Origin of the sequence: Parabacteroides sp. PH5-46 (assembly GCF_029892785.1) — a bacterium.
Lineage (GTDB): Bacteria > Bacteroidota > Bacteroidia > Bacteroidales > Tannerellaceae > DFXE01.
The window spans coordinates 1-15229 of sequence record NZ_JARXXA010000001.1; the positions used below are offsets into that span (position 1 = coordinate 1).

10 protein-coding genes and 1 rRNA gene are annotated in these 15229 nt (G+C 45.0%); all 11 read left to right on the plus strand.

Annotation, left to right across the window (positions count from 1 at the left end; translation table 11 throughout):
* A 5S ribosomal RNA gene (gene rrf, locus M2470_RS00005) occupies positions 1-98 on the plus strand; the annotation flags it as partial.
* Positions 99-277: 179 nt separating this feature from the next.
* Entirely contained in the window at positions 278-1408 is a 1131-nt protein-coding gene (locus M2470_RS00010) for an efflux RND transporter periplasmic adaptor subunit (protein WP_280743351.1), read from the plus strand.
* Positions 1405-4530 (plus strand): multidrug efflux RND transporter permease subunit, encoded by a 3126-nt coding sequence (locus M2470_RS00015; protein WP_280743350.1) that lies wholly within the window; start codon positions 1405-1407, stop codon positions 4528-4530. The genes M2470_RS00010 and M2470_RS00015 overlap by 4 nt, the downstream gene beginning before the upstream one ends.
* Positions 4527-5894 carry an efflux transporter outer membrane subunit gene (locus M2470_RS00020; RefSeq protein WP_280743349.1) on the plus strand — a complete coding sequence of 456 codons (1368 nt, stop codon included), beginning with the start codon at positions 4527-4529 and terminating at the stop codon, positions 5892-5894. Before M2470_RS00015 ends, M2470_RS00020 begins: the two co-directional genes overlap by 4 nt.
* 139 nt (positions 5895-6033) lie before the next feature.
* Complete coding sequence (locus tag M2470_RS00025) at positions 6034-8190, plus strand: putative porin (protein ID WP_280743348.1); 2157 nt, start codon at positions 6034-6036, stop codon at positions 8188-8190.
* A 7-nt stretch (positions 8191-8197) separates the two neighbouring features.
* Positions 8198-9031 carry a transporter substrate-binding domain-containing protein gene (locus tag M2470_RS00030; RefSeq protein WP_280743364.1) on the plus strand — a complete coding sequence of 278 codons (834 nt, stop codon included), beginning with the start codon at positions 8198-8200 and terminating at the stop codon, positions 9029-9031.
* Positions 9032-9079: 48 nt separating this feature from the next.
* Complete coding sequence (locus M2470_RS00035; RefSeq protein WP_280743347.1) at positions 9080-10351, plus strand: DEAD/DEAH box helicase; 1272 nt, start codon at positions 9080-9082, stop codon at positions 10349-10351.
* A gap of 87 nt (positions 10352-10438) precedes the next feature.
* A complete protein-coding gene (locus M2470_RS00040) occupies positions 10439-12490 on the plus strand; it encodes a M3 family metallopeptidase (protein WP_280743346.1) in 2052 nt (683 codons plus the stop codon).
* A 71-nt stretch (positions 12491-12561) separates the two neighbouring features.
* Positions 12562-13011 (plus strand): dCMP deaminase family protein, encoded by a 450-nt coding sequence (locus tag M2470_RS00045; RefSeq protein ID WP_280743345.1) that lies wholly within the window; start codon positions 12562-12564, stop codon positions 13009-13011.
* Position 13012: 1 nt separating this feature from the next.
* The gene (locus M2470_RS00050) at positions 13013-14737 is read left to right on the plus strand and encodes a S41 family peptidase (protein ID WP_280743344.1); all 1725 of its coding nucleotides are present in this window, start codon (positions 13013-13015) and stop codon (positions 14735-14737) included.
* The gene (locus tag M2470_RS00055) at positions 14655-15221 is read left to right on the plus strand and encodes a 5-formyltetrahydrofolate cyclo-ligase (RefSeq protein ID WP_280743343.1); all 567 of its coding nucleotides are present in this window, start codon (positions 14655-14657) and stop codon (positions 15219-15221) included. The genes M2470_RS00050 and M2470_RS00055 overlap by 83 nt, the downstream gene beginning before the upstream one ends.
* The last annotated feature ends 8 nt before the right edge of the window (positions 15222-15229 follow it).

Consider the following 15229-nt stretch of genomic DNA (forward strand, 5'->3'; position numbering starts at 1 on the left):
TGCGTTGGGGTTCCACCTCTTCCCATTCCGAACAGAGAAGTTAAGCCCAACCACGCCGATGGTACTGCAGTTTGTGGGAGAGTAGGTAGCTGCCGCTTTTTATTATAAAGAGACTGATTCTTTTAGAATCAGTCTCTTTTTTTGTTTATAGGGGGTGTCTAACGTTATTTAACGATATTGTGTGAACAATCGATCGTTGATTCTTTTTCTTATATAGAATAGTTATTAATAGGAAAACCTGATGGTGAAAATTGCAAATAGGAAAACTCTGCTACTGATGGTGGGTTTATTTTTTTTGTTGTCGGCTTGTCGTGAGAAGGAAAAAGTACAACTACCCATTGTTATCGTAGAAAAACCAGCAAAAAGTGATGTTCAGATTTATGGCGAATATGTAGGACGTATTCGTGCAGCTAGTTATGTGGAAGTGCATGCGCGTGTAGAAGGTTATCTGGAAGCAATGTTGTTCAAGGAAGGGAAATTTGTACAACTAAATGAACCTTTATTTCAAATCAACTCATTGCAATATAAAGCCCGGCTGGAGAAGGCAAAAGCTCAACTGAAGAAGGCTGAAGCTCAAGCTGCCAAGTCCAAGCGAGACGTAGAACGTCTGAAGCCTTTATACGAGCAACATGCTGCCAGTCAGCTGGATTTGGATAATGCAACTGCGGCGTTGGAAGATGCAGAAGCGAATATCGCGATCAGCAAAGCCGACCTGGAGCAGGCTCAATTAGAGTTGAATTATACGACTGTAAAGTCTCCTATAGCAGGATATATCAGCGAACGTTTTGTAGATGTTGGCGCTTTGGTTGGTCCGGGAGTCAACTCCAAGTTGGCTGCAGTTGTTAAGAGTGATACGGTGTTGGTAGACTTCAAGATGACGGCTTTGGATTACTTGCGTGCAGAGCGTCGGAACGTACGTTTCGGCGTGCAGGATACGACACGTTCCTGGCAACCTACCGTTACGGTAACGTTAGCTGATAATACCGAGTATCCGATAACCGGCTATGTGGATTTTGCCGATCCTATTGTTGATCCTCAAACCGGGACGTTTGGGGTGCGGGCAGAGTTGTCTAATCCGAACCAGCGTCTGCTTCCCGGACAATTTACGAAAGTCAAGCTCTTACTGGATGTACGTGAGAGAGCCATTGTGGTACCTCGAAAGTCCGTTTCGATAGAGAAGGGGGGCGCTTTTATATATATTATCCGCCGGGATAATAAAGCAGAAAAACGATTTGTACAGATAGGTCCAGAAATACAGAACAACATTGTTATAGAACGAGGTTTGGGAGAAAGTGAGAATGTCGTGATAGAAGGGTATCATAAGCTGACACCCGGTATGGAAGTCCGCTCCATTGAATCCGGAGATGAGGAAACCCTGAGCATCTTCAGAGAGGAGGATGCCGAATGAGTCCGGGTTTTTTCATAGAACGTCCGGTGTTCTCTACGGTACTATCTATCCTGATTGTTATTGTAGGAATTATCGGTTTGGTGTCGTTGCCTATCGACCAGTATCCGCAGATTACGCCTCCTGTTGTGAGGGTTAGCGCTTCTTATCCGGGAGCTAGTGCGCTTACGGTTTCCCAGGCGGTGGCAACACCTATTGAGCAGGAATTGAATGGTACGCCCGGGATGATTTATATGCAGAGCAGCAGCTCAAACTCCGGGGGATTGTCGGTTACTATCACCTTCGATATCGGTGCCAATCCGGACCTGTCGGCTGTAGAAGTGCAGAACCGTATCAAGCTGGCCGAATCACGTTTGCCTGCCGAAGTAGTACAAAACGGGATCACTGTAGAAAAACAGGCTCCCAGTCAGTTAATGACCCTGAGCCTTTTGTCGGAAGATCCCCGTTTTGACGAAATATACCTGAGTAATTTTGCCACCATTAATGTTCTCGACGTATTACGCCGTATTCCCGGTGTTGGGCGTGTATCTAATATCGGTAGCCGGTATTATGGTATGCAGATATGGGTGTATCCCGACCGCCTGGCCAATATGGGGCTAACCGTGCAGGACTTGCAGAACGCCTTGAAAGATCAGAACCGTGAATCGGCAGCTGGAGAGTTAGGTAAACAACCCGTTCTGGATGTTGATATTACGTTGCCTGTTACTGCTCATGGACGTCTTTCTACCGTAAAAGAATTTGAAGATATTGTTGTACGTGCCAATACAGACGGTACAATCGTGCGCCTGCGTGATGTGGCACGTATTTCGTTGGAAGCCTCGTCTTATTCTACCGAGAGTGGTTTGAATGGGGAGAATGCAGCCATCTTGGGCATCTATATGCTTCCGGGCGCCAATGCAATGGAAGTAGCCGAGAACGTAAGGGAAGCCATGAAAGAAATCAGCCAGAATTTCCCGGAAGGCCTGGACTATATGTTCCCGTTTGATATGACGGAGTATATTTCGCAATCCATCCATGAGGTGTATAAAACCTTGTTTGAAGCCTTGTTCCTGGTTATCCTGGTAGTCTTTCTGTCATTACAAAACTGGCGGGCGGCGCTGATCCCTACTGTCGCTGTACCTATCTCGCTGATCGGAACATTCGGCTTTATGCTTATGATGGGTTTCTCGCTGAATATGCTCACCTTGCTTGGGTTGATTCTGGCAATTGGTATTGTGGTAGATGATGCGATTGTAGTAGTAGAGAACGTAGAACGTATTATGGAGGAAGAAAAGCTGACTCCCAGACAGGCTACCCATAAAGCGATGAAAGAACTGTCGGGAGCCCTGATCGCTACCTCCTTAGTACTAGCTGCCGTGTTTGTGCCGGTTAGTTTTCTGAGTGGTATCACCGGACTACTTTACAGGCAATTTTCTGTTACGATAGTCGTTTCCGTATTACTTTCTTTGGTGGTTGCTTTGACCTTAAGTCCGGCGATGTGTGCCATTATCCTGCGTCCGGCTAAAAAGAAAAAGCATTTCATTTTCAGAAAAATCAATATCTGGTTATATAAAGGAAATAAACAATATACAAAGCTTCTGTTCCGATCGATACGCTTCCCTAAGCGGGTATTGGCGGGTTTTGGTATGGTATTGATCTTTATTTATGTATTAAACCATGTGATACCTACCAGTTTTATTCCGGAAGAAGACCAGGGATTTTTCACGGTTGAGCTGGAAATGCCGGAAGGAGCCACCCTGGAGCGTACGCGTGTCGTGACAGAACGAGCCATTGATTTTCTGAAGGGCTTGCCTTCCGTGGCTTATGTGCAGAATGTAACTGGAAGCAGTTCGCGCGTTGGAACATCCCAAAGCCGTGCGATGCTGACTGTTATATTAAAGCCGTGGGAAAAGCGTAAATCTTCCGGAATGGGCGTCTCGGACGTTATGGAAGAAGCGCGTAAGGAGTTTTATTATTATCCGGAAATCAAGGCCTATCTGAACCGTCCTCCGGTTATTCCGGGCTTAGGCGAAAGCGGCGGGATAGAAGTGCAACTGGAAGGCCGTGGTGATGCCAGCTGGGACAACCTGGTGATGGCTACCGACACCTTTCTTTATTATGCATCGCAAGCTCCGGAACTGAGAAGTGTCTCCTCTGCTTTACAGTCTGAGATTCCTCAGCTATATTTTGATGTAGACCGCGATCAGGCTAAATTCCTGGGCATTCCTTTGTCAGACATCTTTTCGACAATGAAAGCCTACCTGGGCTCTGTATATGTTAATGATTTTAATATGTTTAACCGTATCTACAGAGTGTACATACAGGCCGAGGCTCCTTACCGGGCAACTCAGGACAATATAGGCCTCTTCTTTGTAAGAGCTCAGAACGGATCCATGATTCCGCTGACAGCACTTGGTACCACGCAATATACTACCGGGCCGGGAACAATCCGGCGCTTCAATATGTTCTCCACAGCCTCTATCAATGCCGTTGCTGCTCCGGGATATAGTTCCGGTGAAGCCATGACAGCTATTCAGAAGATTGCCCGCGAGCATCTGCCGGAGAATATCGGTTTGGAATGGAGCGGACTTTCCTACCAGGAAAAGCAGGCGGGAGGGCAAACCGGCTTTGTGCTGGCACTGGTGTTTCTGTTTGTATTCCTTTTCCTGGCAGCTCTGTATGAGAGCTGGATGGTTCCGATTGCCGTGCTTTTATCGCTGCCGGTCGCTGCTTTAGGAGCCTATTTGGGGGTTTGGGCTACAGGCTTGAATAACGATATTTATTTCCAGATAGGCTTGGTAACGCTGATTGGTCTGGCGGCTAAAAATGCGATTCTGATAGTAGAGTTTGCCAAGATACAGACGGATGCCGGCGTTTCTGTTGTAGAAGCAGCCGTTCATGCGGCCAGGATGCGTTTTCGCCCGATTCTGATGACTTCCCTTGCTTTTGTACTGGGGATGCTTCCGATGGTGTTGGCCAGTGGTCCGGGCTCAGCTTCGCGCCATAGTATCGGAACGGGTGTTTTCTTCGGTATGTTGGTAGCTATTACCGTCGGAATTGTATTGGTACCTTTCTTCTTTGTGCTGGTTTATAAACTGAAAGGAAAAATCCGTTTAGGTAAGATTGTTAAAAGGAAAGCAAAATGAAACAACATAATATTCTAAGCATACTCATTGCACTAACGATTTTATCTTCCTGTAAGATAGGGGAGAAATATATCCGTCCGGACCTGCATTTACCGGAGCGTTTGGAGATGTATGCCGATACCTCTTCGGTAGAAGATATTTCCTGGCAGGCATTGTATACGGATACCGTTATGCAAAGGCTTATTGTTACGGCATTGGATAACAACAAAGATATGCTCATAGCCTCTGCCCGTATCAAGGAAATGGCGGCTACGAAGCGTATCTCTTTTGCCAATATGTTTCCTTCTATTGATGCCCGCCTGAATGCACAGAAGGAACGTTTGAATTATGGCGGAGACAATCCGTCTCCCGATCCTGAATTTTCGGCCAAGGCCGTTTTGTCGTGGGAATTGGATTTATGGGGAAATCTTCGTTGGGCAAATGAGGCGGCTGTTGCTTCTTTCATGCAAACGGTAGAAGCCCGGAAAGCTTTGCAACTGACCATTGTAGCCGAAGTAGCAGCTGCTTATTATGAGTTGCGGGCCTTGGATAATGAACTAACGATTGTGCGGCAAACACTGGATGCCCGGCGCGAAGGCGTGCGTTTGGCTAAGCTACGCTTTGAAGGCGGGCTTACTTCCGAAACATCCTACAGGCAGGCGGATATAGAATTTGCCCGTACGGAAACCCTGGTGCCCGGTCTGGAAGAGGCTATCAAACTGAAAGAAAACGACCTGAGCTTTTTGCTGGGGCAATATGCCGGAGATATACCACGAGGCTTGTCCGTTGGAGGACAACATTTACCGGAAACCTTGCCGGTAGGCTTACCTTCTTCTTTGCTGGAACGCCGACCGGATATGAGGCAGGCAGAGCAGAAACTTCGCCAGGCCAATGCGCGGGTAGGAGTGGCGCAAACAGACCTTTTCCCCAAAATAAGGCTTACCGGAAACCTGGGAGTGGAAAGTGACGAATTGGGAAATCTCTTGAAAAGTCCGGCCTGGTTCATTGCCGGAGATCTACTCACCCCGCTTTTCGCCATGGGAAAGAACCGGGCCAAACTGAAAGCAGAAAGAACTCGCTATGAACAGGAAGTGTACACCTATCAAAAAAATGTGCTCGAGGCTTTTAAAGAAGTAAACAATGCCATTGTCAGCCTGCGTAAGGCAAAAGATATACGGGCTTCCCGTGCCCGCTTGGAGGCTTCTGCCCAAAGCCACGTCCAACTGGCATATTTGCAATATATCAACGGAGTTACCAATTATATCGATGTATTGGATGCGCAACGAAGCCTATTGGATGCCCAGTTAAGCCTGAACGACGCCGTACTTAATGAATTACTCTCTGTCGTGTATCTTTACAAAGCCTTGGGCGGAGGCTATCAGTAATGAGACGTGTCTCGCTTAATTTTGCTCGTGTCCTGTATTTATTTGCCCGTGTGCTATTTTGGATAGCTTGTTACCCAAAAAAATATAAAGACAGACTGTTTCTTTCGTGAAACCTGCTTTTGTTATATCTTTGCAAGCCATGAGGTATACCTTATACATACTGGTCTTTTTGATGACAATTATGATTTCTGTCCCCATTGCAGGACAAAGAAATCCTGGAGGTAGTGGAAGAGGAGGCTTTTCCATGTCGAATCTTACTTCTTCTCAAAAAGAAATCCCCGATAGCTTATTGATTCCCGACAGCGCCGCTTTACAAGGAAAGCGGATCACTGCTTATCGGCTGACTTCCAAGATTGGTGATGCCTATATAGCCCCGATGGATACACATTACCTGAACTTCGGTAATTCTACTCTGGTAGAAGCCAAGTCGCTGGGTGTAGGATATCTGGCTAATCTGGGTTCTCCGGCGCAGACCCGTATATTTTCCGAGCGGAAAGAAGCCCGTGATTTCATATTTGCCGATGCCTACGACTACTATATCATGACACCGGAGAATGTTAATTATTACGATACCAAACTACCTTATACCAATGTTACGTTTACGCAGGGAGGCGCCTCTGATAAGCGCGAAGACCAGCTGAAGGGCGTGATGACCTGGAACTTCGGTAAACGGTTTAATATGGGAGGCGAGGCCGATTATATCTACAGTCGCGGACAGTATAGAAGTAACGGAAATAGCCTGTTAAGTTATCGGATCTTTGGTAGTTACCGTTCAGACAGATACGAGTTGAATGCCTATCTGAATAATTATAATTTTGTGAATTACGAGAATGGAGGTTTGAGTAACGACGAATATATTACCAATGTTGAGCAGTTTGAAACTGGTCGGCAAAAGGTAGATAGAAAAAGCTATCCGGTACGTTATTATGATACCTGGAATCGTGTGCGTGGCAAGCAGTATTTCCTTACACACCGCTACAATCTGGGCTTTACCAGGGAATTGTCTCAAACAGATGAAGAAGGCAATCCGATAGAAGTATTCGTGCCTGTTTCCAGCATTATTCATACCTTTGAATATGAGGATAACCGGCGGCGTTTTATCTCTAAAATAAATATAGACAGCGCTTACGTGAAACCGGATGCAGGCGTTGAAGTATATAATCCCAACCAACGGAAATTAGAGAATGTTTTCGGACTGGATCCTACGTTAAACGATCTTACGTCTGCCTGGAATATGAAGAATACCTTCGCGCTTTCACTCCGGGAAGGTTTTCAGGATTGGGCCAAATTCGGGCTTACCGCTTTTGCTACATTTGAGAAAAGAAAATTCCAATTACCCGCTGCCATAGACGGGCTGACTTATAACCGAACGGAAGGAAGCGGGGTGAATCCCAACCCTTCTACCCTGGATTTTCCCTTTGTTAAGATATACGATGAGTTTACTACCTATCTGGGGGGAGATTTGTCTAAAAGGCAGGGTTCCGTACTAACCTATAATGCCCGGGGAGAATTCGCGTTAATCGGCGACGACCTTGGCGAATTCAGGCTCAGTGGGGATTTGCAGACCAATTTCAAACTATTAGGCAAGGAGGCTTCCTTTAAGGCGAATGGATACATAAGGAACGTTACACCGGCCTTTTACCAGCGATATAATCACTCCAGGTTTTATTGGTGGGATCCTGACCAGCCGGAGAATAAAACAGCCAAGCTGAGTAAAGTTAAGCAGTTTTATGCCGGAGGCGACATACATCTGGCATCTACAGGGACTACCTTGTCTGCCGGTTTTGAAAGCATACAAAACTATGTGTATTTCGGCCTGGATGGCTATCCGTACCAACACGGAAGTAATTTGCAGGTTATTACCGCCCGCTTGAAACAAGACTTCAAGTTTCGCGCATTTGGTTGGGAAACAGAGGCGGCATACCAGTTCAGCAGTGATCAGAATGTGATTCCGCTTCCCGACCTTACGGTGTCGTCTAATATGTATGTACAGTTTAAATTGGCCAAGGTGCTGTCGGTACAGTTCGGGGCGGATGTTCATTATAATACCAAGTATTATGCTCCGTATTACGAACCGGCTACTCAGCAGTTTCAGCTGCAAGACACTAAGAAGATAGGCAATTATCCTTTGCTGAACGGCTATGTGAATTTCCACCTGAAACAGGCTCGATTCTTCATTATGGGATATAATTTAGGCTCAATGTTTATCGATAAGCCCGAATCCTTCTCCCTGCTGCATTACCCGATGAATCCCATGGTGTTAAAGATGGGAATTTCCGTAGTCTTCAATAATTAGTATGATGATGAAGTCGCGTAAATTGCTCACGGTTTATCTGTTTCTGTTATTCCTGGCAGTTGCAACGATGTTTGTGATATGGTTTGGGAAAAACTACCGGAAACCCATTCTCCCTCGCGATTATGCGGAAATAGAAGAAGAAGGAATCCTGCGCATCATAACAGAATATAGTCCTTCAGGCTATTATATTTCCGGAGATACGATTGAAGGATTTCAGTATGAACTGAGCCAGGCGATTGCCCGTGTATCGGGACTGGAAGTACAGACGCTCCTGGAAACAGGATTGCCCAAAAGTTTTGAAGCCCTAAACAAAAATACCTGTGATATTATTGCCCGCAATATCCCGGTAACATCAGAAACGAAAGAAAACTATTTGTTTACGGAACCAATCGTGATGAACAGGCAAGTGCTCCTCCAACGGACGGCAGAGGCTAACAACGGAATTGCACCGATTCGTAGCCAACTGGATCTGGCAAACAAAGAAATTTATGTACCCCAGAATTCTCCGGCTCTGCTGCGTTTGCAGCACTTGGAGCATGAGATAGGGGATTCTCTTTATATAGTGGAAGATCCTGCTTATTCGTCTGAGCAATTAGCTATGATGGTGGCGAAAGGAGACATCGATTATGCCGTATGCGATTTGCAGGACGCTACCATTTTTCAAAGAGAACTGCCGGAAATAGATATACAAACGGATATTAGTTTTACCCAATTGCAAGCCTGGGCTGTACGGAAAAATTCGCCTGTATTGGCCGATAGTCTGAACAGTTGGCTTAGGAAGATAAAAGAGGAAGGTTCGTTTGATAAAATATATAAACGCTATTATAGCAGCCAACGCTAATTTATTCGTGGGAATTGCTTACTTTTACACGCATTTTAATGATAAATAATGAGATTTGATGAACTAAATCTGGAAGATGCCGTTCTTGATGGGCTCGACGCCATGAATTTTCAGGAAACAACACCTATCCAGGAATTAACAATACCTATCATTTTAGAAGGGAAGGATGTGATAGCCTGTGCCCAAACCGGTACGGGAAAGACTGCCGCTTATGTATTACCCTTGATTAATGAACTGAGTAAGGGAGGTTTCCCTGTAGATGCTGTCAATGCTGTGATTATGGCACCGACACGTGAACTGGCCCAGCAGATTGACCAGCAAATTGAAGGTTTCTCGTATTTTGTGCCTGTTTCGGCTGTAGCCGTTTACGGCGGAACCGACGGGGTTACATGGGAACAGCAAAGAAAAGGACTTGAAGCCGGAGCCGATATTGTAATCGCTACTCCCGGACGTTTATTATCCCATATCAAACTGGGAACCGTAGACCTGTCTCGTGTTTCTTATTTTGTGCTGGATGAAGCAGACCGCATGCTCGACATGGGCTTTTACGAGGATATCACACAAGTGTATAAACAAATGCCCGCTTCGTGCCAGATCATTATGTTTTCGGCAACTATGCCTCCCAAGATCCGTACCCTGGCAAAAACGATATTAAAAGACCCCGAGGAAGTTAAAGTAGCCATATCCCGTCCGCCTGACACGATTATGCAAACGGCATATATCTGCTATGATACGCAGAAGCTGAGTATCCTGGAAGATCTGTTCAGGCAAAATCGTCCGCAGCGTGTGATCATATTTTCTTCGTCCAAAGTAAAGGTAAAGGAACTGGCCGCTACGCTTAAACGAATGGACTTTAATGTAGCCGCTATGCACTCGGACCTGGAACAATCGCAGCGCGAAGAAGTGATGCGTGAGTTTAAAAACGGGCGGATAGATGTTTTGGTGGCAACAGATGTGGTTTCTAGAGGAATTGACATCAATGATATAAAACTGGTCGTTAACTTCGATATTCCCCATGATCCCGAAGATTATGTGCATCGTATCGGACGAACTGCCAGAGGGACAGACGGGAAAGGGCTTGCCATTACGTTTGTCTCTATAGAAGAGCAGGCGCAATTTCAACGGATAGAAACGTTTTTGGATAAAACGATCTATAAGATACCGATTGATCCCAAATTTGGAGAGACACCCTTGTATGAACCCGGCAAATATGCCCGGAATAAACGGGGATTCTCGCGCAAAGGAGGAAAGCCTTCCGGAAATAGAACGAATAAGTCCTCGAAAAATACACAGAGTAGAGGTCGTTTTTCGAAACGCTGACTAATAACTAAAAGAAATCAACTATTTTTGTATATTGCTATGAAGAAAAGTAATATTCTTATTGTTTTGTTTATAAATACATTTGTTATGTTGCAAGCACAGAATCCACTATTAAGTGAGTATAGTAATACCCCGTATGCTACGCCTCCCTTTGATAAAATAAAGGTTGAGCATTATGAACCGGCCTTTGCAGAAGCGATTACGCAGTTGGAAAAAGAGGTTGAATATATAACCAATAACCCGGAATCCCCGACGTTTGAGAATACCATTGTAGCCCTTGAACGCAGCGGTATCCTGTTGTACCGGGTAAACTCCGCCTTCTTTAATGTATTGAATGCGGAAGCCAATGACGAGATGATGGAGATTTCCCAGCGTATCTCTCCCAAGCTTTCGGAAAGCTCGAACAATATATATCTGAATGAAAACCTGTTCAAGCGTGTAAAAGCCGTATATGAAAATAGGGCGAAACTAAACCTGAACACCGAAAATGCCAGGTTACTAAGCGAAACCTACGATTCCTTTATTGTACAAGGCGCAGACCTGAATGAAAAGGACAAAGAAACATACCGCAAACTAAGTACCGATCTGGCGATACTATCTTTGCAGTTTGAGCAAAATTCCCTGAAAGATAAGAACCGTTTCGAATGGCTTATAACAGACGAAACCCAGCTTTCCGGACTACCTGGAAGTATTCGTGATGCAGCCAGAACCTTAGCCAAAGATAAAGGCAAAGACGGCTGGTTATTCAATCTTTCTGCCCCTAGTTACACCGCCTTTTTGCGCTATGCCGATTCACGCGAACTACGCGAAAAGATGTATTGCGAATACATGAGTGTAGCAAACAAAGGTGACGAATTCGATAATAAAGGTATTATCAAACAGATTGTTAACAAGCGATTGGAACTGGCCCGCCTATTAGGATACAATACCTATGCCGATTATGCATTGAAACATACAATGGCGAAAACGCCGGCTAATGTATATAATTTGTTGAACCAGTTGCTGGACGCTTATAAGCCAGCGGCCATTAAAGAATATAATGAAATTCTGGCTTTCGCTAAAGAAGAAGGCTTGAACGATACGGCTGTTATGCCCTGGGATTGGAGTTATTATGCCGAAAAGCTGAAAGATAAACGCTTTCAGGTTAACGACGAAATGACACGTCCTTACTTTGAACTGGAGAATGTAAAGAAAGGCGTATTCGGACTTGCCACTCAGTTATATGGCATTACATTCAGAAAAAATACAGAGATACCTGTGTACCACAAGGAAGTGGAAACGTATGAAATATACGATGCCAACGGAGAATTCCTGGCCATCCTTTATACGGACTTCCACCCGCGCGACGGAAAGCAGTCCGGTGCCTGGATGAATACGATAAAGCCTCAGTTTAAAGGCATAGAGGGCGATCAGGGGAATCCGCAGATCATTATTGTAATGAACTTTACCCGTCCCACAGAGACAGAGCCTTCTCGCCTAACCTATGACGAGGTAAATACCTTGCTCCATGAGTTTGGACATGCTTTACACGGTATCTTAGCCGATGGCACCTATGCTCTGCTGACCGGAACCAGCGTATATCGTGATTTCGTAGAGCTCCCTTCACAAATAATGGAGAACTGGCTGACAGAGAAAGAATACCTGGATCAAATAGCCGTACATTATCAAATCGGAGAGAAGATCCCGCAGGAAATGGTACAAAACCTGATCGACGCGTCTAACTTCAATGCCGGATATGCTTGTTGCCGCCAGCTAAGTTTCGGCTTGTTGGATATGGCTTGGCACACAATGACAAAGCCTTTTGAAGGCAATGTAGAAGACTTTGAAAACAAGGCCTGGAAGCCGGCTGCTATTCTGCCGACAGTTCCTGGTGCGCTGATGAGTTCTGCTTTCGGACATATCTTCTCCGGAGGTTATGCAGCCGGATATTATGGGTATAAGTGGGCGGAAGTATTGGATGCCGATGCCTTTTCCATGTTTAAGGAAGCCGGTATCTTTAATAAGGAAGTGGCTCGCTCATTCCGCGAGAATATCCTTTCCAAAGGAGGAACCGAAGATCCGGACATCCTATATAAACGCTTCCGGGGAAGAGAGCCGTCTATTGACGCCTTGCTGATACGGAACGGAATTAAAAAATAAGGCAAACAGGCATTAATTAATTCAAATATAATTACTTTTGTTGCTTGATTATTAAGAGGAGGGATTGATTAATGGATGAAAAGGCGAGCAAACAAGGCGAACTGGACAAACGCTATTTGCGGATGGCTATGATCTGGGCTGAGAATTCGTATTGCAAACGTCGTCAGGTAGGGGCGATCATTGTGAAAGATAATATGATTATTTCTGACGGATATAATGGTACCCCTTCCGGTTTTGAGAATGTATGTGAAGATGAAAACAATGTGACAAAACCCTATGTCTTACATGCGGAGGCAAATGCCATAACAAAGGTAGCAGCCTCGTCCAACAGCAGTAAAGATGCGACGATCTATGTAACTTCGGCACCTTGCATTGAATGTGCGAAATTAATCATACAATCCGGAATAAAACGAGTGGTTTACTCGGAGAAATATCGTGTGGAAGATGGGTGTGACCTCCTGGAACGCGCAGGTATTGAGTTGGACTATCTAGAGATAAAAGAAGAAAGGACGAACAAATAAGATGAACAATAAAAAACTATATGTATGGCTTCCGGTAATCATTGCTTTTAGTATTGCTCTGGGTATTTTTATCGGCAATTATTACCTGAATATAAGCTCTCAGAATAAAGGAATGCGCCGTTATGCCACCGGGAATAAGGTTAATTACATCCTCGATATCATTAACGAGCAATACGTGGATACCGTAGAGGTGGGTCAGCTAGTGGAAGGGGTAATACCTAAAATATTCAGTGAATTGGATCCGCATTCCGTGTATATTCCGGCAGAAGATGCAGAAAGTGTAAACGAAGAGTTGGAAGGATCATTCAGCGGTATAGGTGTTTCCTTTAATATGCAGACAGATACCATTTTGGTTATTAGTGTTATACCCGGAGGCCCTTCAGAGAAGGCAGGGCTTCAGCCTTTCGACCGCATCATCACTATTAATGATTCCGTGTTCTCGGGAAAGCATGTAGATCAGAACTATGTAATGAAGAACCTTCGCGGAGCAAAGAACAGTACCGTTACTCTGGGGGTGAAACGGAGGGATATGCCCGAACTTATCTACTTTGACGTAACCCGTGGCGATGTTCCGGTGTACTCTGTGGATGTATCCTATGAAGTAAAGAAAAACATCGGCTATATCAAGATCTCTAAATTTGCCCGTACCACTTACAACGAATTTATTACGGCGATTGCCAAGCTAAAGCAAGAAGGCTGTAATTCATTTGTGGTTGACCTTCGCGGCAATTCAGGAGGTATGATGGATGCTGCCATAAATATGATCAACGAATTTCTTCCGGCTGGGCAACTTATTGTCTATACGGAAGGGAAGGCTTATCCCCGGAATGATATATTTTCGAATGGAACGGGTACTTGCATCGATAATCCGCTAGTTGTACTGACAGACGAAGGCTCAGCTTCAGCCAGTGAGATCTTTGCCGGAGCCATTCAGGACAATGACAGGGGGATGATTATCGGCCGGAGAACATACGGGAAAGGATTGGTGCAATCTCAGATAGCGCTGACGGATGGTTCCCAGCTACGGCTTACCATTGCCCGCTATTATACGCCGTCTGGCCGCTCCATCCAGAAAGAATATCAGATGGGGAAAACGGAAGACTATGATATGGATATCTACAACCGCTTTTTGCATGGTGAGTTTTATTCTGCCGATAGCATCAAGATAGACAATCTACCGGAGTTTACGACTTCTATCGGACGTACCGTTTACGGCGGCGGAGGCATTATGCCCGACATCTTTATTCCGAGCGATACCAGTGGTGTAACTTCCTATTTCAACAATATCGTGCGGAGTACGAATGTGCTTTATCTGTTTACTCTGCTGTATTCGGACGAGAATTACAATAAACTATCTTCCTTTGATAATTACGAGGAATTGTACAGCTACTTAAAGCAGCAACCCTTGCTGGCTGAGTTTACGGACTTTGCGGCAGCAAGAGGGGTAAAGAAACGTCCTGCCCTGATCAATATTTCAGCCAAACTGATCGAAACGCATATACATGCGTACATCGTTCGTAATTTCTTTGAAGATAGCGGCTTCTATCCGATCTTTTATAAAGATGATGAAACGATCAAGCAGGCTGTTAAAGTCATAGAAGAAGGGAAATCGCTTCCCACATTAGATGATAAGATGTCTGAACATGGAATTACAGCAAGCAAAAAAACTCCTGCGGCAATCTTTAGCCTCTACAAAGAAAGAATACACGGAAACTACGTTGCTTGAGCTTTCCGAAAAGATAATGAACCGGCTGGAGGATACGGAATCCTTTAGCCGGTCTTCTTGTATTGCCTTCTATCATGCCATCGCGGGAGAAGTACAAACAGCCTATTTTATAGACAAATGGCATTCTGACAAGAAAATATTATTGCCGCTAGTTGAAGGAGACGATTTACAATTCTTCCTTTATAAAGGGAAAGAGCATCTGAAAGCAGGTGCTTTTGGCATATTGGAACCGCTTGCCGAAGAAGGCCTGCCGACTGAAGAGCCGGACTTAATCATCGTCCCGGGAGTAGCTTTCGATCGCTCACTCAATCGTATGGGACGTGGAAGAGGCTACTACGACCGCTTCTTGGCCTCCCATCCCGATGTTCCCAAAATAGGCATTTGTTTTGATTTCCAGCTGGTAGAAACAGTTCCTGTCGAACCTTTCGACATCAAGATGGATCTGGTTATTACTGACAAAGAAGTTATCACACATAAAATATAAGATTTATA